Below are 24,669 nucleotides of genomic sequence, written 5' to 3'. Positions count from 1 at the left end.
AAGCGTGTGCCTTCAGTGTCAATGACCTCTTATTCTCAGCGCATCAAAAAATCACTCTCGATCTACTGTCATAAACGGGTTCTGATCCTATTACTTTTGGGGTTTTCAGCTGGCTTACCGCTAATGTTAGTTTTTTCAACACTCTCTTTTTGGCTAAGAGAAGCGGGAGTAGACCGAACGGCTATCGGTTATTTCAGTTGGATAGCATTAGTATATGGTTTCAAATGGGCATGGTCGCCGCTAGTCGATCGAATGTCATTACCTATATTCACTAAGCTACTTGGCCGGCGCAGAGGCTGGATGATATTCGCCCAACTGATCCTGGTCGTTGCCATTGTAGGCATGAGCCAGAGCGATCCTCTGGTCGATATCGAAAAGCTGGCTGTTTTTGCCTTAATGGTTGCCTTGGCATCTGCAACTCAGGACATTGTTATTGATGCATTCAGAATTGAATCTGCGTCAGAAAAGATGCAAGCAGCGCTAGCCGCGGCTTATCAAGTGGGTTATCGCAGCGCAATGATTATTGCGACCGCAGGTGCATTAACCATCGCCGCCTGGATTGAACCGAGTAATGACACCTATAGCTTAGTGTCTTGGCAAACAGCCTATTTAGCCATGGCGGGCTTAATGTCCGTCGGTATTATCACCACGCTATTTAGCGATGAACCCAAAGTAGAATCTAAAGAGGCCGATGAGAAAGAAGCTGAGCTTAAGCAACAGTTTTCGATGCGTTACTCGCCAGCAATAGCGGCCACTCTGTCTTGGTTATATACCGCCAGCGTACTGCCCTTTCTCGACTTCTTTAAACGCTATGGTAAAAGTGCCATCCTAATTCTACTGTTAATATCGACTTATCGGATCTCAGATATTGTGATGGGCGTAATGGCAAACGTATTTTACGTAGACATGGGCTTCTCTAAAGCTGAAATTGCCACACTAAGTAAAGTCTATGGTTTGATCATGACGCTGGTGGGCGCTGGTGCCGGCGGGCTATTAGTGGCTCGGTACGGCACAATGAAAATATTATTTCTAGGCGCATTTTTGGTCGCCACTACCAACTTACTCTTCGCTTATCAAGCCGTCATTGGCTACAACGTGCCTTTTTTAACACTAGCGATCTCGGTCGACAATTTCAGCGGTGGCGTTGCAACGGCAGCCTTTATTGCTTATCTCTCTAGCCTAACCAGCACCGGCTATAGTGCGACGCAATACGCATTACTGTCGTCCATCATGTTGCTATTTCCTAAGTTTGTTGCCGGTTTCTCCGGCGCGTACATAGATGCTTATGACTACGTGAGTTTCTTTGTTGGTGCCAGTCTAATCGGTTTCCCAGTATTAGGCCTAGTGCTGTTGGTGCAAAAGTATGTCCCCGAGACTCAAACAGTGACCGCTGATGAAAGCACCCAACAAAAAGAGCTCAACAGTTAACGGTGAGCTCTCTTATAACAACATGAGTTGTCAACGCCTTAGGATGAGTCGCGAAAGCGATTAATCCCGAAAGTTATTAAACTGAAACGGTTGTCCAAGATCCGATTCGCGCGCTAGCGCCATAACTGCTTGCAAGTCGTCACGTTTTTTACCGGTAATACGCACCGAGTCACCCTGAATAGAAGATTGCACTTTAAGCTTGCTGTCTTTTATCAGCTTAACCAACTTCTTAGCAATTAATGTTTCGATACCCTCTTTAAATTTCACCTGTAAAGAGAAAGTTTTACCACTATGTATGGCCTTATCAGCAACATCCATCGACTTAGGATCAACATCACGTTTGCTTAATTGCATACGTAAAATATCCACTAACTGCTTACATTGAAAGTCATCTTCGGCAGATAACGTCACCGCATGGTCTTTATATTCGAAACTGGCTTCTTTGCCGCGAAAATCAAAGCGACCTTGCAATTCACGTATAGAATTGTCCACGGCGTTACGTAATTCGACTTCATTTACTTCAGACACGATATCCATTGAAGGCATGCGCTTGATCCTTAAAATTTGATTTGACCGTATTTTACCCACGAAAAGCGATGACTTGAAGAGGTAATAAGGATTAAATTGATACCAAGCATAGTTATAGGTGACTTTATCGGCCTATTTTTTTATGATAAAGGCAAATGACTCCAGTGTGTACGATGTGATCAACAAACAAAATATCTTCAAGCTCGCGTTAGCAATAACCTTAATGGTCGTTAGTTATTTGGTTTTTTCCAAGCCAAATTATAACATCAACAGCATTCCTAACTTTGATAAACTAGGTCATCTCGGCAGTTTTTTTGTCCTATCCTGTCTGACCTATTTTGCCTTTAAACCGAGATGGTATTTACTTGCAGTCGTGTTAGCCGTCTATGCCGTCTTTATCGAAATGGTCCAATCTCAGCTATCTTACCGCAGCGCTTCCGTTGCTGATGTCATTGCTGACATGATGGGTATCGCGCTGTTTTATTTCACGCTATGGCTCTATATAAAGTACTTTAAAGCTGCGAAAGTTATCGACGACAGTGTAGGCTAAGCAAAGAAGCTAATACCTGATAATTAAAGAACATAAATCACTGATGATCTTAGCCAACGATTCAACCTCACCAAATTCGACATTATTAAAGCAGGTCAGCATTGTTGGCGCTGGTGCGATAGGGCAACTGATCTATCACCAGCTAAGCACTGATGTCTCCGCGAGCAAAATAGCAGTTAACGTCATTAGCAGGGCTGCGCATTCACAATTACAACCGCTCACGTTTACCAATCTAGACAATACTGAGTCTACTCAGATTGCAGAGTTTGTTGGCCTAAATGACTATTCGCAGCGATTGCCAGAGACCGATCTACTCATTGTTTGTCTCAAAGCATATCAAGTCTGCGCCGCACTCAAAATAATCATCCCCATGCTCAGCACTGAGTGCAACATCTTACTGTTACACAATGGAATGGGACCGCATTTAGGCGTTGCCCAAATGCTCAACGGGCAGAGCCTTAGTCTTGGCACCACCTCTCAAGCCGCATTAAAACAATCTCAGTGGCATACCAAACAAACTGGCAAAGGGGTCACTCAGCTAGGGACTTTTCACCTGCCTAAGCATTTTAAGCCGTTAGGAACGGCTTCACAGCAAAAGCCTTCTGCCCAGAAAACATTATCTGAATCGCTTAAAAACATACTTTTAACTGCCATACCACAAAGTCTGTGGAGTGAAGAGATCTTGACTATGCTCTGGCAAAAGCTGGCAATCAATGTCGCGATTAATCCACTGACCGCGATCCATAATTGTCAAAATGGTCAGCTTGCACATGAGCAATACCGTGACACCATCATAGCGGCGGTCACAGAGCTGGTAAAAGTCGCAAATGCCGAACATATTCCATTGGAGTTACCTTCAGTGTTAGATAGGGTTTACCAAGTAATAACGCTTACGGCCGACAACTATTCGTCGATGCATCAAGATGTGCTGCATCAACGAACCACAGAAATTGACTCCATTAATGGTTTTGTTGTCCAGATGGCAAAACGGCATTGTATTACCACGCCTCAGAACCAGCAACTTGTCGACCAGATTAAGCATTTAGAGCGACAATATCACCGCTAGGCCCTGCAGCTAATGACCAATGTATAAAGCGCTGCGTCATTTCAAGCAAGATTCTGAATTCAGACTAAAATTAAGCCACCACAGCCAATTTACAATCAAGTAATTGGAAGGAAAAGGCGCGTTCGATGCAAAGAGAACAATGGAATTCTAGAACCGGCTTCATTCTAGCCGCTGTAGGCTCAGCCATAGGTTTAGGCAATATCTGGCGCTTCCCCTATATGGCTTATGAAAATGGCGGTGGTGCGTTTTTTATCCCTTACCTATTTGCCATGCTCTCAGCAGGTATTCCATTTATGATTATGGAATTTAGCCTCGGCCATAAATACCGCGGAGCAGCGCCAAAGGTGTTCGCCAAGCTAGGGCAAAGTATTGGGTTACGACTCGAATGGTTAGGTTGGTTTCAAGTCTTTATCGCAGCGGTTATTGCCGTTTATTATGTCGCTATTATTGGCTGGGCAATGTCCTATCTAGTATTCTCTGTCGACCAAAGTTGGGGCACCGACACCAATAGTTTCTTTTTCGACGAATACTTAGCGCTAGGCGACAACTCCCCCACTAAGCTTGGTGACCTACAATTCCACATTGCAATACCGATGACGGTCGCCTGGTCAATAACCACTCTGGCGGTTTATTCCGGTGTGAAAGCTGGCATCGAACGCGCCAGTAAAATAATGATGCCTTTGCTATTTATCATGGTGTTAGTGCTTATTGGTAGGATCGTTATGTTGCCCGGCGCTTTAGATGGGCTCAACTACCTGTTTAGGCCTGACTTTAGTAAAATTCTCGATGCTAAAGTATGGTCAGCCGCTTATGGACAGATATTTTTCACCCTCAGTGTTGGCTTTGCCATCATGCTGGCCTACTCCAGTTATTTACCAGAGAAATCGGATATCAACAACAATGCCTTTATGACCGTACTGATCAATTGTGGTTTCTCTATACTCGGTGGGATCATGATTTTTGCGGTATTGGGTTATATGGCTGCTGAACAATCGAAACCGATCACCGAAGTAGTCACCTCTGGGGTGGGACTCGCGTTTGTCACTATTCCTGCAGCAATCAACTTATTACCAATACCATATATTCTCGGACCATTGTTCTTTCTTGCCTTAGTGGTTGCAGGGCTTAGCTCGCATATATCGATAATTGAAGCCGTGGTATCCGCGGTGATTGATAAAATCACTATTTCAAGAAAGAAAGCTGCCTTGTTAGTGTGTGCCCTAGGCTATATCACCTCACTTGCATTCTCCAGTAATGGCGGCTTACTGCTATTGGATCTGGTGGACTACTTCATCAACAACGTTGCACTGCTGACCAGTTGTTTGATTGAGCTATTGATCATGGGCTGGCTGTTCAAACTGGCAGATGTCAGAGATTATGTTAATCGCAGTAGCGAGTTTAGCGTAGGTAAGTGGCTTATCGTCTGCTTACGCTTTATTAGCCCTATTATGTTGGCAGGGATCCTGGTCAAAAACCTCATTAATACTATTCAAAATGGCTATGGCGACTACCCCGTCGTCGATCAATTACTTTTAGGCTGGGGTCTTATCGCACTAATGCTTTTTTGTGCCATCTTTATCGGCCTAGTGTCGAATCAACACCTACCACAGGAGCGTAAACCATGAGTACTGGAGCAATCATTATGATGGTACTTGCACTGATCATCACTTGGGGTGGCGCTGCAATCTGTATTGCTATTGCAATGAAAGCATCACGCAAGCAATAAGTACATCGCAAAATCACTTGTGCTTAGCAGCCTCAATCCTTAAACTCTTTAGCAACTAAAACTGCTGCTAAGCCATTGATGAGTAAGCCTACAACTTCAATTAACATGCGTTTACCTACTACAGAGTTTGCGCCATCAATTAATATCCGCACCAGTATATGGCTGTACCTTGCCGCCCTATCACTGACACTTTTCAGTGTGCTATTTCTCGATCGCGGCATTGCCAGTTGGATGCATCAGTATAGTCACGCCAGTTATATCTTTAAACCCTTGAGTCAAATGCCGCTACTGTTTGAAATATTATCCGCCTTGGTACTTATCTGCTGCATTACCCCCAAAGGCCGAGAAAAGTTTGCTTCGCTCGCACTCACGCTCACTATTACCTTAATCATGGCCAGTGCCGTTCGTGTGAGTGCTAAGTTTGCCTTTGGTCGTACTTGGCCTGAAACTTGGGTCCATACCGCAACGGGGAGCAATCCATCCTGGATTACCGATGGTGTAGAGGGCTTCCACCCATTTGCCCAAGGGCTCGCTTATAACTCCTTTCCCTCTGGGCATGCCCTTTTTACCTTCGCACTAGTGAGCGTATTTTGGTGGCGGTTTCCACGCTTAAAAGGGATTTGGATGATAGCCATGTTAGGGGCGATAGCTGGACAAGTCGGCCAGAACTACCATTTCTTAGGTGATCTACTTGCAGGGGCAACCTTCGGAGTCCTAGCAGCTCACATATCGATTAACATAAGCCGCTATCTATCGCATAGATATCAGGCTGGTTAGTTGAATCTAAGAACAGAATTAAGAGTCTCGCGGTATTGAAGTTTAGCGTTAACCCCACATCACCAAAATCGCCGCGATTGCGATCATCACTAGCGCAGCCATATCTTTTATTTTGACCTTTTCTTTTAACCAGAAAGCGGCAATTAACAGCGTAAAGAACACCTCAATTTGCCCAAGTGTTTTAACATACGGCACTGTTTGCAGAGACATAGCGCTAAACCAACCAATAGAGCCTAAACAACTGGTGGTACTGGTTAATAACGTCAGTTTCGGGCGTTTTAATAGGCTATCAATCGTCCTTCGATCAACCACATAGGCATACAACACTAGTACCGATGTCTGGATCGCAATAACGAACAATAGTACCCAGGCCGCACGGTGAGGAAATGGCAGATCCAAACTTAGACTAGCAGCTCGTACCCAAAGTGAAGTCAGTGCAAATGCACTGCCACAAGCGATACCTAGCATCACAGTGGGAATGGATATCTGTTTTAACTTATGACCACTGCTCATGATGAAAACAGCAACACCGCCAAGCAAGACTCCCAACCAGCCTAGCCATGATAGGTAAGTGCCAAAAAATACCACGCCAAAAATAGCAGCCATCAAAGCTTCACTTTTAGCTAAACCAGCACCCACTGCAAAGTTTCGCATTTTGAACAGCTTAACCATCAGCACGGTGGCAAGGATCTGCATTGCTGCGGCTGCAAGCACATAAAGGCTAAATGTCAGAGTAACAAAAGGCAGCCCGACCGGCTGCCAATAATATAAACCGCCTAAATAAACCAGTGCAATAGGCGTCGCCCATAAAAAGCGCGCCAAAGTTACCGCTGCGGTATTAACGTCTTTACTGAGTTGGCTTTGAAATGCGTTACGCCATGCCTGCATTGACGCGGCAAGAAAAGTAAAAAGAATCCATCCCATCTTATACTGCACACCTAAATTTAGAGGATATTTCGGTCCATTATGCAATGGTTAGCGAAGATACGCTCTGCATTCAGCTAAATAGTGAATATTAGTGAGGATGATAAGGAGAGTGTACTTCATCAAATTAGCTCGATTCATCATCAGTAAAAACCTCGATATTACCAAGCTCCCGATATATAAAAGGCCAAGTTAAATAACTTGGCCTTTTATTAGCTTGCTGCACACATTAACACTGACATTAGTCACTCATTAAATTATAAGCCGTAGCTGTAACTAGACCCTAGCCCTAGCGGTAATCCGATTGACCAATAAAGCAGTAACCAACCACTCCAAATCGTCATTAAGGCAAGGCTAAACGGCAACATCATAGAGATCAGCGTTCCTATGCCAATACCCTTCACATAACGCTGGCAATAGACCACCACTAACGGGAAATAAGGCATCAGTGGGGTAATGATGTTGGAACTTGAATCCCCTACCCTATAAGCGGCTTGCGATAAATCTGGACTGATATTGAGCTGCATCAACATTGGCACCAGTACTGGCCCTATCAATGCCCATTTTGCCGAGGATGAACCCACAAACAGGTTTACAAAACCAACCAGTATAATCATCCCCACAACGGTTATCTCTGCCGGTAAGTTAAGCGCTTTAAGACCACTAGCTCCCTCAACTGCAATTAGCGCCCCAAGATTCGATGCCGAAAATGCTGCTACAAATTGAGCGCAGAAAAATGCCATTACAATGTAATGCGACATACCACTCATCGATTTAGACATTGCTTGCACTACATCACTCGAGTTTTTAAAACTGCCGGTGATATAGCCATACACGAGTCCGGGCAACATAAAAAAGATAAATATCAGCGGTACAATAGACTGCATCAAAGGAGCACTAAAACTGGTCAGTGAGCCGTTACTATCACGCAGAGTTGAGGTTTCTGGCAGAGTTAGTGAGAAAAAGCCCACTATCGCGATTAACATCACTAAAGAGGCACTTCGAAATGCTTTCAACTCTATAGGCGTAACCTTATCCATCGCCGGTAAGTCCACTTCATCACGGTTTACCTTATGGGTTCGATTTAGTCTAGGCTCAAGCACTTTATCGGTTAACCACCAAATCAGCAGCGTGATTGGAATACAAGAAGAGGCCGCAAAAAACCAGTTGTTAAGCGGGTTTATCTCAATACTTGGGTCAACAATTTGCGCCGCTGACTGAGTAAAGCTTTGCAGTAACGGGTCGATTCCCGATGGAATGAAGTTGGCACAGAATCCACCCGATACTCCTGCAAAGGCTGCAGCTATTCCCGCTAATGGGTGTCGTCCGACAGTGAAAAAGATAACCCCAGCCAGCGGGATCACCACCACGTAACCCGCATCGGTTGCGGTATGCGAGATAATACCCACCAGCACCACTGCAGGAGTCAGAAACTTTGCCGGCGTTATCTTGAGCATCTGTTTAAGCGCTGTATTGATAAAGCCAGAATGCTCTGCGACGCCAACACCTAGCATAGCAACTAGTACTACGCCTAAAGGAGCGAATGCGGTAAAAGTGCTAACCATGGAGGTTAGGAAGTGAGTGAGTGCTTCCGCACTCAGGAGATTGTTCACCACAATTGGGCTGTCAGTCCGAGGGTCTATCGCATCAAAACTGACACCAGACAGCAGCGCTGAGAGCCCCCACACTGCAAACATCAGTATTAGAAATAACATCGCCGGATCAGGTAATTTATTACCCACACGTTCAATACCGTCCAGCGCTTTACCTAGCATGCCCTGCGCACCGTTATCAGCAGGGATTTGTGTACTCGCCATAATCAATCCAACCTATTTTGTTTTTATCCGTCTGGCTAAAAAGCGAAAACCTATACATCAGGCTCAACCTCAGCAACGCGGATTTCTTAGTAAACGATAGGATATAATTCGTGGCTTTACCCAAGCTTAAATTAAGCGGCTGATTTTAAATTAGATAGCGTTATACCAATCAGTATCTACTCAGAGTGTTTTTGGCAAACTCATTCAAGGCGAATGGGGGACATAATGGTTATCCCCTTATGAGTACATTCAACGCAGAAGTAGGCAGTCCAAAACACTCCTAATAGGCGAGTTTTAGCGATTCTGATGCGGCGTTAACGAGCTTAAACGTAGAATGACTATGCTCTTCACTCGCGGCTTTGCCTAAGAACCGCTAAATTCTCGCTGAGCGATCAAATCTTTATACTGATTGGTATTACTACTGTTGCAGTTTCAGATAGGCATAAAAAAGCCCCGTTGTTCAACGAGGCTTTAGCAGTAAATAGACTTTAAGTGACAAATTACTTACTGGTATCGATTGGCTCAAATGACTTAACAAGATCATCGACCGCTTTCATTTGTTTTAAGTAGTTTTCTAACTGGTTTAACGGCAATGCACAAGGTCCATCACATTTTGCGTTATCTGGATCTGGATGCGCTTCAATAAACAAGCCCGCTAAACCTAATGCCATACCACTGCGTGCAAGCTCTGTTGCTTGAGCGCGGCGTCCACCAGCACTATCGCTGCGTCCACCCGGCTGTTGTAAAGCATGAGTCGCATCAAACATCACTGGATAGCCTGATTGTTTCATCTCATCCATGCCTAACATATCAACCACTAGGTTGTTATAGCCAAAGCTTGAACCACGCTCACACAATATAATATTGTCGTTACCCGCTTCATTAAACTTAGAGATGATATGACGCATCTCATGAGGCGCTAAAAACTGTGGCTTTTTAACATTGATAATCGCGCCAGTTTGAGCCATTGCCACGACCAAGTCAGTTTGACGTGCTAAGAACGCTGGCAGTTGAATAATATCAACAACTTCAGCCACTGGAGCACACTGATGTATTTCATGAACATCGGTAATGATCGGTAGGTTAAAGGTCGCTTTTATCTCTTGAAAAATCTTTAAACCTTCTTCCATGCCAGGGCCACGGTAAGAGTTAACCGATGAGCGGTTCGCTTTATCAAATGACGCTTTAAATACGTAAGGGATCCCCAGTTTCTGAGTCACTTCCGCGTAAGTCTCGGCAATCTGCATTGCAAGATCACGTGACTCCAGCACATTCATACCACCAAACAACACAAAAGGTTTGTCATTTGCGATTTCAATCGACCCTAAACCAATGGTTTTATTGCTCATCAATCTCTTCTCTCTTGGTGAGCCAAGACCTTTGCCTTGGCGTTATTCAAATTAAATTGTTACCGATAACACTAGGTTGCGACTATTTGCAGGATTTGACCACACATCCATGCCATATAAGTGCCTAAAGCATAGCCCAACACAGCCAGAAGCACACCAACAGGCGCAAGCGCTGGATGGAATGCCGCAGCAACCACTGGCGCAGACGCTGCGCCACCGACGTTAGCTTGACTGCCCACCGCCATATAAAACAGCGGCGCTTTAATTATTTTGGCGACAATGAGCATAAAGCTCGCATGCACTGTCATCCAAATAATACCAATCGCAAAGTACCATAAATTTTCTACATCAAATAGTTTAGACACGTCCATATGTAAACCAATGGTCGCAACCAAAATATACAAGAAAACAGTCGCTACTTTTGACGCGCCAGCCGCTTCGAGATGGCGCACAGGGCTGAACGACATTGCTAAGCCGATGGTGGTTACCGTTACGATTAACCAAAAGAATTTAGAGGTTAAACTATAATCGCGCGTCCAAGGGTAGTTAGCTTCAAAAAATGGGCCTAAGAAGTCGGCAAATAAATGGGCTAGGCCGGTGATACCAAAACCCACAGCTACAATCATCATTAAGTCATTTAGACTTGGAATGCGTGAATTTTCAGCATGGTATTTTTCAACTTTATCTTTCAATGCTTCTAAGGCCGTAGTGTCTGCCCCGGTTCTTGCATCAATCTCTTTGGCTTTTGATGCCATAAACAGCAATACTGCCATCCAAATATTAGCCACAATAACGTCGACGGTCACCATGATAGAGAAAATTTCACCACCGGCTTCGTAGATCTCTTTCATTGCCGCCTGATTCGCGCCGCCGCCAATCCAGCTACCCGCAAGCGTAGTCATACCGCGCCATACAGACTCAGGGCCTGTCACGCCTAGTACTTCAGGGTTGATGCTAGAGACGATAAGCAAGGCAATCGGACCGCCAATCACAATGCCGACGGTACCCGTCAAAAACATAATAATCGCTTTCGGACCCAGTGACATGATGGCTTTCAAGTCGACACTTAAAATAAGCAGTACTAAACAAGCCGGTAGCAAATAGCGCGAGGCGACAAAATACAGCTGCGAGGTACTACCATCGATAATATTAAAGGTATTGAGCAATGATGGTAAAAAATAACACATCAATAATGCGGGAATGAACTTATAAAACTTCTTCCAAAAAGGGTGACTGCTGTTGCTGGTATAAAAAACAAAACCCAACACAACGGCGAGTATGCCGAGCGCTGTTGCATCATTAGTGACTAATGCGCTGGTGACCGAAGCGGAACTACTCATTGACGCTATCTCCCTGATAATGGCGGTACTTTTATTTACAGTACTTTGCCTAGTTATTATTCTTGCTGTTCAATTTGTTGTTTCATTAATGGCGCATTAGTGCGCTCTAATACTAATGATAGCTTTACTAAAAAAGGGCCGTTAGGCCCTCCTTTTTTTTACACTTAATGGAACGTTTCAACGTCCTCTTTAAGTTCTTTCAATTGCATCTTCACCAGTTCAATAACGGGATCATGTGGACTGTTATCGACAAAATGCTTTAAGTCAGCCGTTGCAACGCTGATACACCCCAACTGCTGGGCAATAAAAGCCCGTTCACGATTGAGGTTAAGATCTTCAGCGTGCCATTGAAGCAGTAAATTACAGCACTCCATCGCAGGCTCAAATTTATGCGCAACAATACTGCCCGCTTTCATCTCATGGATCATGCGTGATACTAGACGCTTGACTGAAACTGGCTTTAAGTAACTCGGCTTTAACGCTGCCGCATTACCAAGCTCACCCCGCACCAATATATGCAACTGGTGCTTGCTAAACTCATTACCGGTTAAAGGGTCGATATAACGAATATCGTCATCAATCTGGCTAAGCAGTACGGTTTGTCCCGGTAAAAGTAACGGTTCAAGTTTCAGATCTAACTGCTTTGCGAGTAGCATTAACACTGTTGCCAGTGTGGTGCTATTACCTTGCTTTGACGTCATGCATTTACCGAGATCTGCCGCCTCAGCACTGTAATAATCTTCGCGAGGACAGAAACCCAAGTCATTATAAAACCAATTGAGTAGCCCAGCTAAACGTTCATGACGATCGACAACATAAAAGCTCAGCACTGAACCCGCAAGTTCAAGCCAAGCCCAGTTAGCATTCTTAGCTTTTGAAAAGCCAAGATGCTCAGCAACTTCAAAAGCCGTTTCGGGTAATTTAATTGAATCGTTAAGTTTCAAGTCAGTCTTCAACCTAACAACATTGCTTGCTTAAACACCGCGAGTTTAGCGGCATAAAACACCCAACCTAAAGCACCTAATGCAGCAAAGACTTTAAATAATTTATTACGATCGGCTTTAAGCGCGATGGTCGCAAGTGCTATGTAAGCAACGACAGCACCGAGTTTCTCGGTCATCCAAGTATCAACAAATGGATACTGCTTAATCGAGAAGCACAAAATCAATCCAGACAAAAGCAGGAAGGTATCGATAACATGAGGCGCTATCTTAATGAATTTTTTGTCCATTATCGGAGACTGACGTAGATGAAGAGAAAAACGTACAATAAAAAACAACACGCTTAACGCAACAAATGTCATGTGAGTATGCTTAAACACAGGGTACAAACTATAGAACGTTTCCATGATTTTAGGTCTTTTGGCCGACAAAGGCGCTAGTGTACCCGATCCCCTTAACCATAACCAATATCAGACAATAGTATCCTGATGAAGTGCGTGAATTTTAGCCATTAGTCATGTCGTTTTTTACAACTGCTTAGCTTAATCAGCAACGAGTATGCGTATTATTTACCACGGTCTCTATTTTTAACACTAAGTTCATATATTATACCGTCAATAAAAAAAGGTGGAGCAGCAAGCGAATGGGTCTATTTACCTCGGACGACAGCAACACATTTGCCCAAGTGGTAAAAGACAAAATTGCAGAGTTTAATTGGCAACACTGGGAAGTATCAGAAAGGTTGCCGCTAGGATTAAAGCTGCAGAGTGAAACAGGTGAACTTCTAGCGGGGTTTTCAGGAAGAACCTTTGGCAACTGGTTAATGATTGACAACTTATGGGTATCGGAGAGCTTACGAGGGCAACAAATCGGCCATAAACTGCTTGCTGAAGCAGAGAGTATTGCGCTATCGAGAGGCTGCAAATGTGCCATGCTCGATACGCTAAACTTTCAGGCCAAACCTTTTTATGAAACCAGAGGTTATGACGTTAAGTGGATACAACAGGCTTACCCAGAAACGGGCTGTAAATACTTCATGGTTAAAGCCTTATCGTCATCTTATTTAAGTGTATAGATACAAAAAAGGCACTTTAAAAGTGCCTTTACAATCAGTAATAATGACTCGCTATCTAGGCCAACGACCTAACGTACAGCGATCGTTACTGCCAAAGTCGCGCACTGTGGCCACATTTTCATAGCCTAGCTCAATCAACTTCTCTCTAAGCTCGATAGCTTGCTGATAACCATGTTCAAGTAACAAATAACCGCCTGGCGCTAAATAATCACGGGCGCAATCAGCAATATGAAACAGGTCGGCAAAGCCTTTTAACGGCGCAGTTAAGGCGCTTTTCGGCTCAAAACGTACATCGCCTTGAGAAAGATGTTCATCTTCTTCGTCAATATAGGGCGGGTTAGACACGATCAAGTTAAAATCATAGCACTCGACGGAATCAAACCAATCGCTTTGGAACACATCAACTTGTTCAAGCTTTAAGTTAATACGGTTTTCAATCGCCAGTGCTACCGCCTCGTCGACTTTATCAATAGCACACACCTTCCACTCGTTACGCTCATGCGCTAACGATAATGCGATTGCGCCCGTTCCCGTGCCTAAATCTAATACCCGCGCATTTGCAGCGAGGGGTAAGTTTAGTGCCGTTTCAACTAATATTTCAGTATCAGGTCTAGGGATCAAAGTGGTGGCATTGACTCTAAACGGCAGAGACCAAAACTCTCGTTCACCCACGATATGAGCGATCGGATTACCTCTAAGGCGCTTAGCAAGCATCTGCTTAAACTCAGAGACATGCGCTGAGCCCAAGCTTTTTTCTGGCCAAGTGTAGATGTAGCTACGCGGCTTATTGATGACATGAAGCAGCATGACTTCAGCATCAAGTGACGCTGAATCGGATATGGTTTCTAACTGAGAAGAGGCCCATTTAAGGGCCTCAGATATAGTCAATTGCAAGGAATGTCCTTATTCTAAGATTCAAGCTAACTCAATAGTTCTTGAGTTAGTTGTCACCCAAAGCTGCAAGCATATCGGCTTGATTTTCTAGGATTAGCGGTTCAAGAACCACATCCAAATCACCTTCCATAAACTCATTTAAGCGGTAAAGGGTTAGGTTGATTCGATGCTCACTAACTCGACCTTGAGGGAAGTTATAAGTACGAATACGCTCAGAGCGGTCACCACTACCCACTAAATTACGGCGAGTACTTTCTTCTGAGCTACGACGCTTTTCATCTTCTACAGCTTGAATACGGGCTGTAAGCACACTCATCGCTTGAGCACGGTTCTTATGCTGTGAACGCTGGTCCTGACACTCGACCACAATACCGGATGGGATGTGCGTAAGACGGATAGCCGAATCTGTTTTGTTGACGTGCTGTCCACCAGCGCCTGATGCTCTAAAAGTATCGACTTTCAGATCGCCCTTATTAATTTCAATTGCTTCTGATTCAGGAACTTCAGGCAAAACAACAACGGTACATGCTGAGGTGTGCACGCGGCCTTGAGATTCAGTTTCTGGTACACGTTGAACACGGTGTCCGCCAGACTCAAACTTCAATTGTCCGTATACACCTTCACCGCTGATTTTAGCGATAACCTCTTTAAAGCCACCATGATCGCCTTCGTTAGTGTTCATCACTTCTAACTGCCAGCGTTTACTTTCAACGTATTTGCTGTACATACGGAACAGATCACCAGCAAAAATTGCCGCTTCATCGCCACCCGCACCTGCACGGATCTCAATAAAGCAGTTGTTATCATCATTAGGATCTTTTGGTAGCAATAGGATTTGCAGTTCATCTTCAAGCGATGCTATTGCTGCTTTAGCAATTTTAAACTCTTCCTGAGCCATCTCTTTAAGTTCAGCATCATCCTCTTCCATCATCTCTTTAGCTGACTCAAGATCTTCCTCGGCCTGCTGAAAAGATTTAAAGGTACTGACAACATCCTCTAATTGAGAATATTCTTTAGACAAGGCGCGAAAACGCTCCTGATCGGCAATAACACCTGCATCGCTCAGTAGCGCCAACACTTCTTCATTACGTTCAAGCAAGCCTTCAAGCTTGCGAATCACACTGTCCTTCATTAAAACGCTAACCTTAGTCTTTATCTAATCCGAGCACGGTTCTTAATTGTCCAAGAGAATTGAGATCCCCTCGGCGACTCGCAGCAGTAAGCGCTTGGGTCGGGGCATGGATCAATTTATTGGTCAGCTTATTGGCAAGCTCTAGCAACACTTGTTCGCTATTACCACCTTGGGCCAATTTATTGACCGCTCGCTCTACCAGCTCATCTTTTATCGCCATACTCTGACTGCGATATTCACGGATACTGTCAACCGACTCTAATGAGCGGATCCACTCCATAAATTGATAAGATTGATCGTCTGCAATTAATTCTGCTTGCTCGGCAGCTTCTCTTCGAGAAGCCATATTCTGTTCAATGATGCTTTGCAGGTCATCTACGGTGTATAGGAACGCATCATCCAGATCCGCTACTTCGGCCTCAATATCTCGAGGAACTGCTATATCTACCAACAACATAGGCTGATGACGACGCTGCTTAAGCGCTTTTTCTACCATGCCTTTACCAATGATCGGTAATGGGCTAGCCGTAGAGGATATCACGATATCGGCCTTAGGGAGAAAATCAGGGATCTGTTCTAGCGTAATTGCTGTCGCGCCAAACTCATCACACATGGCTTCGGCACGTGAAAGAGTTCGGTTTGCAACGACCATGGTCTTTACACCATTGTCTTTTAAATGACGGGCAACCAACTCTATCGTCTCACCCGCGCCAACCAATAGTACTTGGGTGGTGCTTAAAGAGGAGAAGATATGCTTTGCCATGCTTACCGCAGCAAATGCAACGGATACCGCTGCGGCACCGATTTCTGTTTCAGTACGAATTTTCTTAGCAACAGAAAAAGTATTTTGAAATAAGCGGTCCATTGTGGACGCAACGGTGCCAGCTTCTTTTGCTTTAACAAAAGATTGTTTAACTTGCCCTAGGATTTGAGGTTCACCAAGGATCAGCGAGTCTAGTCCTGCAGAGACACGCATCAAATGTTTAACCGCTTCCTGATCTTTATATTGATACAGGCAGGGCTCTACATCTGCATGAGAAAGTTGATGATATTCTTCCAACCACCGCACAACATCGGCCTCTTCACCGTTATTACAGTAAAGTTCAGTCCGATTACAGGTGGAAATAATGACGGCTTCACCCGACTGAGTGTGCGACGCTAGACTCTTCATGGCCTCATGAATTTTGTCTGGCGAGAATGCAACTTTCTCACGAAGGTCGACCGTGGCCGTTTTATGATTTATTCCGATTGCTACAAGGCTCATTTGATTATTTCTGGACTCTTGGGCATCTTATTTATGGGTGCCATTCTACTGAATTAGATTTGTTAAAAACAGAATATGCTTAACAAAACCGAATAATAATCTCTGTTCTTACCCATTTTTTCTATTAGCATCACTTTTTTAACTATTTTTACACAGAGATGACTCTCATTTACGCTGATGTTCATTGTACAAATAGTTATTTTTACATATGGGCATTGGTAATTTATCTAACCCCTCGTATCATAAGGGCTCTTTTATATCAGTAATAGATGAATAATTTGAGCAGCTTCACAAAAAACACTTATGCATGGGTGATATTGAGCTTTATTTTTATTAGCGGTTGCTCAACTACCATACCAGACAACTTAGTACCCGTCTCTGTCGACCAAGTCGAACAAGCCCATGCGTGGGAAATGCAGGGCAAGTTAGCGGTGCGCACCGCCGATGATAAATTTAGTACCAACCTGTATTGGTTGCATACCCCATTCTCTAATGAGTTAAAGCTCACCACCATGCTGGGCACCACAGTGTTAAGTTTAACCAGCACAATGGGCAATACAATATTAGAGCTCGATGGCAAGACCTACACCGATACTGACGCTCAACGCTTGCTCACTCGGATCACCGGTTGGACCATTCCCATAGATGCCTTACCACTTTGGATAACCGGTCAGCTCAGCAGTGGCGATGAAATTATTAGCCAAGATGCGCTAAACCGTCCGCTGAGCCTCGTTAATGCCACCCAGCCTCCCCCTTGGAAGGTCGACTTTAAAAGTTGGCAAACCCAGAGCGGTGCCGAGCTACCTCGACTGCTGGATTTAAAACGAGATGACATTCAACTTAAAATACAGATAAACCAATGGCAAGCACTGGCAGCAGAAGATGCCCCCGCGACCAATCGTTCACAACCAAACTCAAGTGAGCCCTCGTTATGACCGCCCCACTGTCTTTGGGCTGGCCCGCGCCAGCCAAGCTCAACCTTTTTTTACACATCAACGGTCGCCGCGATGATGGTTACCATGAATTACAAACTCTGTTCCAATTTGTAGCACATTGTGATTACCTCGATTTTAAAGTCACTGATAAAACGACCTTGATATTGCATTCAAATATGTCAGACGTTGTTGCTGATAGCGATAACTTAATTCTGCGAGCCGCAAAATCGTTACAAGAGCACACCCAATGTCAGCAAGGTGCCGAGATTTGGTTAGATAAACGCTTACCTATGGGCGGGGGGGTAGGCGGGGGGTCATCTGATGCTGCAACCACATTAGTGGCGTTAAATTCACTTTGGAGAACCGGTTTATCCACTAAGGAATTAGCAAAGATAGGCTTGATTTTGGGAGCCGATGTGCCTGTTTTTATTAATGGTTTATCTGCTTTTGCCGAAGGTGTTGGTGAACAATTGCAGGACGTCACCCCAAGTGAACCTTGGTACCTAGTTTTAGTACCCGATGTGCATGTATCTACCGCTGCAGTGTTCCAAGATCCTGAACTCCCGCGCAACACGCCCAAGCTCACACTTAAGTCTTTAATGGCCAATCCTTGGCATAATGACTGCCAAGAGTTGGTCGCAAAACGTCACCCTCAAGTTGCCAAGACCTTAGCGTGGCTGCTAGAATATGCGCCGTCAAGAATGACTGGAACAGGAGCATGTGTTTTCGGTCAATTCGAGCAAGAGCAACAAGCTAAAGATGTCTTGGCGAAGCTGCCAGCATCGATAAATGGCTTTGTCGCGAAGGGAACAAATAAGTCACCGTTAATGCAGAGATTAGCTCAGTGTTAACGACATCTGGGATATCTTTTCTGTCCCAGCCACAATCATGAAGCATACGCCTGAGGTTCTACAGTGCCTGACATTAAACTTTTTGCCGGTAACGCAACACCTAGTCTCGCTAAGAAGATAGCCGATCGTCTATTTTGTAAACTTGGAGACGCAGATGTAGGCGTTTTCAGTGATGGCGAAATCAGTGTCCAGATTAATGAAAATGTACGTGGTGCGGATGTATTCATCATTCAATCTACTTGTGCTCCGACTAACGATAACTTAATGGAACTGATCGTTATGGTTGATGCACTCCGTCGTGCATCTGCTGGTCGTATTACAGCCGTTATCCCTTACTTCGGTTATGCACGTCAAGACCGTCGTGTGCGTAGCGCTCGTGTACCTATTACCGCTAAAGTTGTTGCCGATTTCCTATCAAGCGTTGGTGTTGACCGCGTATTGACTTGTGACCTGCACGCTGAGCAAATTCAAGGTTTCTTCGATGTTCCCGTTGATAACGTTTTCGGTAGCCCTGTGTTGCTTGAAGATATGTTAGCTAAGAACCTAGACAACCCTGTGGTTGTTTCACCCGATATCGGTGGCGTTGTACGTGCTCGTGCAATCGCGAAGTTACTTGATGATTCAGATCTAGCGATCATCGATAAACGTCGTCCAAAAGCAAACGTTTCACAAGTGATGCATATTATTGGCGATGTTCAAGGCCGTGATTGCATCATCGTTGATGACATGATTGATACTGGCGGTACACTTTGTAAAGCAGCTGAAGCGCTTAAAGAACACGGTGCAAACCGCGTTTTTGCTTATGCTACTCACCCTGTGTTCTCAGGTAATGCGGCGAAGAATATCTTAGAATCAGTCATTGATGAAGTGATTGTGACAGACACTATCCCATTGAGCCCTGAAATAGCGGCACTTGAGAAAGTCACTCAGTTAACAATGTCTACTGTTATGGCTGAAGCGATTCGTCGCGTAAGCAACGAAGAGTCTATTTCGGCAATGTTTAAGCACTAATCACTATTTGATTAAAGCTTAATGCTGAAATAAAAAACGCACTCAATTGAGTGCGTTTTTTGTATCTATTACTTTTCATTTTGCTTTGCCACTAAGCGTTAACCTGTAGTAATACATATCTTAGAGTGATACTTGCTCTCGATGAGCCCAAACCATGGTTTCGCCCCATAGTGGTAGCATCCACACGCCACTGTCATCATCTTGATAAAGTTGCCTGATGACCATACGTTCATTTTGCAGAACATTTTTACGGATCTCTCGGTATATCGTGGCCGATTCTTTCGATATCTGTTGTGGGCTAGTGAAAGAGCGCTCTTTTACATCGACCAGAAAAGTACTAACGACTTTGCCATCAACCTGACTTTTGGTCAGCTTAAAGTCGCCACTAAACTGATACCGAATTGAGATTTCTCTAAGCATATCATCGGTAATACATGCCGCAGCAACCAGCTTACCTCGATTCGCTGAATCAAAAATCAATGACAATCTGACATCTGCGCGCACCACATTTTTACTTTCAGAGTAATAGTACACGTCAGCCCGAAATACATCCTCGACCAAATCTTTATCGGCAGGCTCGAATTCATCTAACAGAATATTATTATAGGTTACCTGCTCCATTCTTAGCTTGGTATCCGCCAACCATTGAATATCTAATGGTGTAGTCGGCGCATTGACCGAGCGCACTAGGTTAAGCGGCTGCTTGTCAATGCATACTTCATTGAATTCGTTACATAAAGCGACTGATTCATAGCGGCCGTTATCAAAAGAGAATAGTTGTTTATCAGTCGAGTTTTGGAAAATGTTGTCATAATTAAACCAATTTTTGACCACATCGTCAGCGCTAATAATTTCTTTACGTTGATTTTCCAGTTGAACCGCATTGAGTAATGATGGGGTTTTCGCCAATGAAAATCGCTTTTGAGTGATTGACGCCACATCAGGTTCGGTCAATAAGGAAAGCTGGTTAACAATTGTTTTAAGCCCTCCCGAAAAGTGCAATCCAGCCACAAAAGTCACGACGACAGCGATGCCAATAAGCCGATAAAGTCTGGGGGTTAATGCCCCCTGCCAACCGGCCACGTTAGCGATTATTGGGTTTATTCGGTGTGAGTTTGGAGCTTTGAACTTGCCAGATGCCGGCTTAACGAAAGTACTGACATTATCGATATCTGTAGAAGTTACTGCTTCGGCATGCTCTATAATGCATAAGCTATAGCCGTAACGGGGGATATTTTTTAACTCTATATCAGTTTGCCCTGCCAGCTTTTTTCGTAAACTACTCATGCATTGAGTCAATGATGAGGGCGCAACCACTCTACCGGGCCAACCAGCGGCATTAAGTGTCTCTTTGCTAACCACTTCACCCACATGGTTGACTAAGCTTTTTAGTACTTCTAGCTCTGCCAATGATAATGCGCAACGAGTCGAATGATGGATATCAACTAACTCTCTGGCATCTAAATCAATAATTAAAAATTCAGTAATATTCACAATCTAACCTCTACTACTTTTAGTAGATCCCCAAACAACATTTTAAACCATTTTGATAATACTAAACCTGACATAATGCTGAGTTCTGATTAAACAATTGATGCTTTGTTAATATTTGTGATCCCCGTAAAAAAAGACCCTAGCAAAATGCTAGGGTCAAAAAATATTGCAGGGATGAGAGCTTTATTTCAGGTTATGTGATTCCTTCAGGTTGTTTAGATCATGACATACTGCACATGACTCTTCACCAGTATACTGACCAAGTTCGACACCGAACTGAGCGCCATTTTGCTTCATATGACTAACAACGTCTTTACGGACTTGACGGCGGTCTTCACCCTCTTCCGCAGCGCGCTTACCATGACAGCTCAAACATACAGCGGCGGTTGGCGATACAAAAGCATCTGCAACCGCATCGACGGCATAACGTTTGTTACCGCTAGTGTCTTTGCCATTTGCAGGGTCCAAACCGTCATAAGTATCCATGTAGTCAAGATCCAGCGCTAGCGGCTTGCGGCCCACTAAATACTTGGCATCATAACTATCTTCGATATGACATTTAGTACAGTTAGCTAGGTCAGCTGAGTACTCAACATTACGCTTCCAACCTTCACCACTTTGGTTGGCACGGTTGTTGGCATGCATAGCATGGATCCATACTTTCTGATCCGGGTGACTCATCGTCAGTTGCTCAATATAATCCTCATCACCTTGTTTGGTTTGCGAATTACGGATGACCTGAGTCGGCATATTGTTGGCGTTATGGCAAGCCACACATTCTTCGCCGGCATTAGATGCTGTCGTCCAGTCACGCTCGCCGCGTGGCATCAGGTTCTTCATCATAACCATTGGGTCTAAAGAACCGTCACCATCGGAATCAACCGAGCCAGAGGCACAAGTGGTACTGAAGTAAGTGCTATCGTTCTTAACTACAGAGTGACAGCTACGACAGTTAAGCGTCATCTGTACAAAACCATCGTCTGAGGTAGTGGTACCATGACAGTCGCCACACAGCTCGTTGGTCACGATTTGACGACGTGGACGCTCTTCCATCATGCCTTGTTTATTGAAGAAGTGTTGCCAGTTATAACCCGCAGCACCGTTACTCCAATCCGTTTCGCCATCACAATCCTGGATTGTTTCGCCATCTTTGTCGATGCAGAACCAGATACGTGGCGTAACCATGCCGTAGCTATCGTTCAAGTCACCATCGAAAGTATCTTCAAGATCGAATGGGCCGATTTCAAACGTCGTCTTACCATTTTCATAGTTAAGCACGATTGGCTCATCTACATAGCCAGGGAAGTTTTCTTTGTTGGTATGAACACGCAGAACTTTACCACGCTCCATGCCCATATCCTGACCACCCCAGTTGATATAGAACTCGGCGTAGTACATGTACTTAACCAGATCTAACTGCTCATTACGCGTGTTACCATTTTTGTCCAAAATATCGACGGTTAGCTGCACATAGCCAGTCTTATCAGTATCGAGGTTGGCATCGATGTTGGCTTTTGCTTCTGGAGCATCAACCATCTTAGCTTCAGTCACCGTAAGGTGAAGATTTTCACGGCGCTCGTTCTGACCTTTATAGGTAGACAAATGCACCATTTCTAGGGTATCTGGCGTGTGACAATTGGCACATTGTGCATTGTCCTGATATGGCCAGTGGCCAATGCCTTCCTTGAAATTGACGTCTGTATGACAGGTAATACACGTTTCCTGAGTAGGCACGTTCTTCCAGTTTGCAAAATCAGTAGCTTGCTCATTTTCAGCATGGCAGTTATCACAACCACCCACGGGAGCAGGGATCACTCCGATATGTGCTTCATGCGCTAGCATTGGAAATACTTTGCTGATGTCACTGACTTTGTTGTCCGCATGGCAAGAAACGCATGTTTCGACTTCAGTGTATTTACCGCCATGGATACTGAAATCATCATGACAGCTAACGCAGTTTTGGTTGTTGACCACATTCTTAGTATAGAGCGGCTCTAAGCCTTCACCTCTAAAGTCATAGTGCATGTTCGCATAGCTTAACTCAGTTGCTCCTACAGCTTCGCCACCGGTTCTTAGCACTAATCTTAATGTCTTTTCATCAGTGATAGTAAAGGCTGTTTCTGCGCTAACGTCTTTCTCAAAGCTATAGGTATAAGTACCGTCTTGATTATCAAGCAAGCTACCACACTTAGAGTATTTGCTGGCAGGACAAGCTTCAGAGCTGAGCAACTTCCAGTTATTAGCATCCCCCTGAACGCCTTGCTCAAGACCTGAAAGTATAAAACCAAACTTTTCTAACCCTACAACAGGGAGGTCTTTTTCATTGGTTACTGTAAACGTAATATCAGACTGCGCCCCAACAACAATCTTATCTATCGCTACGGTTAATGCCTTTGCATCTGCTGCGACAGGAATGCCAGGTTGACCAGGAGTACCTGCTTCACCATCTTTACCATTTTGTCCGTCATCACCAGAACAACCCGTTAAGGCCAGTCCAATGAAGGCTGCTAATGTCGCAACTTTTATATCGACTCGTTTCATCATCTGTTCCACTCTCTTTTATTTAGCCCTCTTTTTTGGGGCAAACGAAATGTAACGAAACGATTGCAATTAAAGTGTGACAACCTCGGTTGTATTTTGAAACAAATTGGTTAACGAGAAACCCAGCACAAATAAAGCCTTAATCGATAACAATAAGTAACCAAAAGGATGCCAAATAAAAACTAAATGTTAACGTTAGGTGAAAAACCAACGCTAAAGCGTGATTGTTAGCACTAAGTGAGCTAACAAAAGTTAACAAAAGGCTGATTTGTTACCAAGCATTAGGATTTCAATCTAATTTGCTAACTAGACTCATCGCAGATATGGCAGCACTAGCGCAATGACCCAAAAAATAGATGACTGGATTTAGGGTTTTTAATGCTTGTGCCATTGAAATGTTGCGCTTAAACGTGTTCAAACAGTCGTCACAGCGAGTAACATGACAGCCATTATCAAGACGGGGACATGGAATTAATTGAGTCGCTAGTGTTAAATGCGCTCACACCTCTCAGTCAGCGTAGGCTCAACCTACTTAGGCATACGATACACCGTCTTAAAGTCCCTCAGCATTCTCTGCACGTTGGCAATCGCCCTAAGTGTGATGACTACCATTATGTGCCGTCTCTTATGCAGAGCCTATTTAGATCAGTTGCATTAAAAGTTTGACCATTGCGCGGGAATTCAAAGCCCTGTAAGCAAGGTGGGGGATTGAAGCTAATCGTTATTCTCGGCTCTGGCATCCTCGGTAATAGCTCTATGAATGACTCTCGATAATTGCTCTTGCATTATTCTACCTTCGTCCATCCGTGGACTCGTACCTCCTCAATCTGACCGCCAAGGAGGGTGGAAATGTCTTATTTTGTATGGAACAAAATAGACCATTTAGTCGTATATCCAAAGCCCACAACGAAGCTTGAAGGCCTTTTCCATTTGCTTTAAACGTCGACCGCACTCGTTAAGCGACTCAGATTTTCCACTTCTGCTTTGCATTGGCTTAAGAGAGAGAGTAACTATTTCTTCACCAAT

22 protein-coding genes are annotated in these 24,669 nt (G+C 44.3%); 10 read left to right on the top strand and 12 right to left on the bottom strand.

Going from position 1 to position 24,669, the window contains the following annotated elements:
- The first annotated feature begins 21 nt into the window (after nt 1–21).
- The gene (locus CXF83_RS07100) at nt 22–1,428 is read left to right on the top strand and encodes an AmpG family muropeptide MFS transporter (RefSeq protein ID WP_374702331.1); all 1,407 of its coding nucleotides are present in this window, start codon (nt 22–24) and stop codon (nt 1,426–1,428) included.
- A 60-nt stretch (nt 1,429–1,488) separates the two neighbouring features.
- On the opposite strand, the gene CXF83_RS07095 is transcribed toward CXF83_RS07100, so the two are convergent.
- Nucleotides 1,489–1,974 (bottom strand): YajQ family cyclic di-GMP-binding protein, encoded by a 486-nt coding sequence (locus CXF83_RS07095; protein WP_101089946.1) that lies wholly within the window; start codon nt 1,972–1,974, stop codon nt 1,489–1,491.
- A gap of 124 nt (nt 1,975–2,098) precedes the next feature.
- Between CXF83_RS07095 and CXF83_RS07090 the strand changes: the two genes are divergently transcribed.
- The 5 genes from CXF83_RS07090 to CXF83_RS07070 all read left to right on the top strand — a co-directional run bounded on the left by CXF83_RS07090 (nt 2,099) and on the right by CXF83_RS07070 (nt 6,075).
- Nucleotides 2,099–2,506 (top strand): VanZ family protein, encoded by a 408-nt coding sequence (locus tag CXF83_RS07090; protein WP_374702332.1) that lies wholly within the window; start codon nt 2,099–2,101, stop codon nt 2,504–2,506.
- Nucleotides 2,507–2,549: 43 nt separating this feature from the next.
- Nucleotides 2,550–3,572 carry a ketopantoate reductase family protein gene (locus CXF83_RS07085; RefSeq protein ID WP_101089945.1) on the top strand — a complete coding sequence of 341 codons (1,023 nt, stop codon included), beginning with the start codon at nt 2,550–2,552 and terminating at the stop codon, nt 3,570–3,572.
- Nucleotides 3,573–3,697: 125 nt separating this feature from the next.
- Nucleotides 3,698–5,197 (top strand): sodium-dependent transporter, encoded by a 1,500-nt coding sequence (locus CXF83_RS07080; RefSeq protein WP_101089944.1) that lies wholly within the window; start codon nt 3,698–3,700, stop codon nt 5,195–5,197.
- Nucleotides 5,194–5,298, top strand: coding sequence for a methionine/alanine import family NSS transporter small subunit (locus CXF83_RS07075; protein WP_101089943.1), 105 nt, complete (start codon nt 5,194–5,196; stop codon nt 5,296–5,298). Before CXF83_RS07080 ends, CXF83_RS07075 begins: the two co-directional genes overlap by 4 nt.
- A gap of 78 nt (nt 5,299–5,376) precedes the next feature.
- Complete coding sequence (locus CXF83_RS07070; RefSeq protein WP_101089942.1) at nt 5,377–6,075, top strand: phosphatase PAP2 family protein; 699 nt, start codon at nt 5,377–5,379, stop codon at nt 6,073–6,075.
- Nucleotides 6,076–6,123: 48 nt separating this feature from the next.
- Here the strand turns inward: CXF83_RS07070 and CXF83_RS07065 are convergent, their stop codons facing one another.
- From CXF83_RS07065 to CXF83_RS07040, 6 genes are all read right to left on the bottom strand, one after another.
- Nucleotides 6,124–6,999: a DMT family transporter gene (locus CXF83_RS07065; RefSeq protein ID WP_101089941.1), complete on the bottom strand. Its 876-nt coding sequence runs from the start codon at nt 6,997–6,999 to the stop codon at nt 6,124–6,126.
- Nucleotides 7,000–7,256: 257 nt separating this feature from the next.
- Nucleotides 7,257–8,816, bottom strand: coding sequence for an AbgT family transporter (locus CXF83_RS07060; protein ID WP_101089940.1), 1,560 nt, complete (start codon nt 8,814–8,816; stop codon nt 7,257–7,259).
- A 500-nt stretch (nt 8,817–9,316) separates the two neighbouring features.
- Nucleotides 9,317–10,165 carry a 3-deoxy-8-phosphooctulonate synthase gene (gene kdsA, locus CXF83_RS07055; protein ID WP_101089939.1) on the bottom strand — a complete coding sequence of 283 codons (849 nt, stop codon included), beginning with the start codon at nt 10,163–10,165 and terminating at the stop codon, nt 9,317–9,319.
- 71 nt (nt 10,166–10,236) lie between these two features.
- On the bottom strand, nt 10,237–11,505 hold the full coding sequence (locus CXF83_RS07050) for a DUF819 family protein (protein ID WP_101089938.1): 1,269 nt from the start codon (nt 11,503–11,505) through the stop codon (nt 10,237–10,239).
- Between the two features lie 164 nt (nt 11,506–11,669).
- Complete coding sequence (locus CXF83_RS07045; RefSeq protein ID WP_101090033.1) at nt 11,670–12,449, bottom strand: transglutaminase family protein; 780 nt, start codon at nt 12,447–12,449, stop codon at nt 11,670–11,672.
- Between the two features lie 8 nt (nt 12,450–12,457).
- Nucleotides 12,458–12,853, bottom strand: coding sequence for a SirB2 family protein (locus CXF83_RS07040; RefSeq protein WP_101089937.1), 396 nt, complete (start codon nt 12,851–12,853; stop codon nt 12,458–12,460).
- Nucleotides 12,854–13,089: 236 nt separating this feature from the next.
- Between CXF83_RS07040 and CXF83_RS07035 the strand changes: the two genes are divergently transcribed.
- The gene (locus tag CXF83_RS07035; protein WP_101089936.1) at nt 13,090–13,521 is read left to right on the top strand and encodes a GNAT family N-acetyltransferase; all 432 of its coding nucleotides are present in this window, start codon (nt 13,090–13,092) and stop codon (nt 13,519–13,521) included.
- 51 nt (nt 13,522–13,572) lie between these two features.
- On the opposite strand, the gene prmC is transcribed toward CXF83_RS07035, so the two are convergent.
- The 3 genes from prmC to hemA are packed head-to-tail and all read right to left on the bottom strand — an operon-like array spanning nt 13,573 to nt 16,811.
- Nucleotides 13,573–14,415: a peptide chain release factor N(5)-glutamine methyltransferase gene (gene prmC, locus CXF83_RS07030; RefSeq protein WP_101089935.1), complete on the bottom strand. Its 843-nt coding sequence runs from the start codon at nt 14,413–14,415 to the stop codon at nt 13,573–13,575.
- Between the two features lie 46 nt (nt 14,416–14,461).
- Complete coding sequence (prfA, locus tag CXF83_RS07025; RefSeq protein ID WP_101089934.1) at nt 14,462–15,547, bottom strand: peptide chain release factor 1; 1,086 nt, start codon at nt 15,545–15,547, stop codon at nt 14,462–14,464.
- Nucleotides 15,548–15,560: 13 nt separating this feature from the next.
- Nucleotides 15,561–16,811 carry a glutamyl-tRNA reductase gene (gene hemA, locus CXF83_RS07020; RefSeq protein ID WP_101089933.1) on the bottom strand — a complete coding sequence of 417 codons (1,251 nt, stop codon included), beginning with the start codon at nt 16,809–16,811 and terminating at the stop codon, nt 15,561–15,563.
- Between the two features lie 269 nt (nt 16,812–17,080).
- On the opposite strand from hemA, the gene lolB reads away from it, so the two are divergent.
- The 3 genes from lolB (at nt 17,081) to CXF83_RS07005 (ending at nt 19,608) form a co-directional block, all read left to right on the top strand.
- Nucleotides 17,081–17,746, top strand: coding sequence for a lipoprotein insertase outer membrane protein LolB (gene lolB, locus CXF83_RS07015; protein WP_101089932.1), 666 nt, complete (start codon nt 17,081–17,083; stop codon nt 17,744–17,746).
- Nucleotides 17,743–18,597: a 4-(cytidine 5'-diphospho)-2-C-methyl-D-erythritol kinase gene (ispE, locus tag CXF83_RS07010; RefSeq protein WP_101089931.1), complete on the top strand. Its 855-nt coding sequence runs from the start codon at nt 17,743–17,745 to the stop codon at nt 18,595–18,597. Before lolB ends, ispE begins: the two co-directional genes overlap by 4 nt.
- Nucleotides 18,598–18,660: 63 nt before the next feature.
- Nucleotides 18,661–19,608, top strand: coding sequence for a ribose-phosphate pyrophosphokinase (locus CXF83_RS07005; protein WP_101089930.1), 948 nt, complete (start codon nt 18,661–18,663; stop codon nt 19,606–19,608).
- Nucleotides 19,609–19,728: 120 nt separating this feature from the next.
- Here CXF83_RS07005 and CXF83_RS07000 read toward each other — a convergent pair whose 3' ends face one another.
- Entirely contained in the window at nt 19,729–21,102 is a 1,374-nt protein-coding gene (locus tag CXF83_RS07000) for a winged helix-turn-helix domain-containing protein (protein ID WP_157822889.1), read from the bottom strand.
- Between the two features lie 183 nt (nt 21,103–21,285).
- Entirely contained in the window at nt 21,286–23,646 is a 2,361-nt protein-coding gene (locus CXF83_RS06995; protein WP_101089928.1) for a multiheme c-type cytochrome, read from the bottom strand.
- Between the last annotated feature and the right edge of the window lie 1,023 nt (nt 23,647–24,669).

It is taken from the genome of Shewanella sp. Choline-02u-19 (genome assembly GCF_002836205.1).
Taxonomy (GTDB): Bacteria; Pseudomonadota; Gammaproteobacteria; order Enterobacterales; family Shewanellaceae; genus Shewanella.
This window is presented reverse-complemented; position numbering and strand designations above follow the sequence as displayed.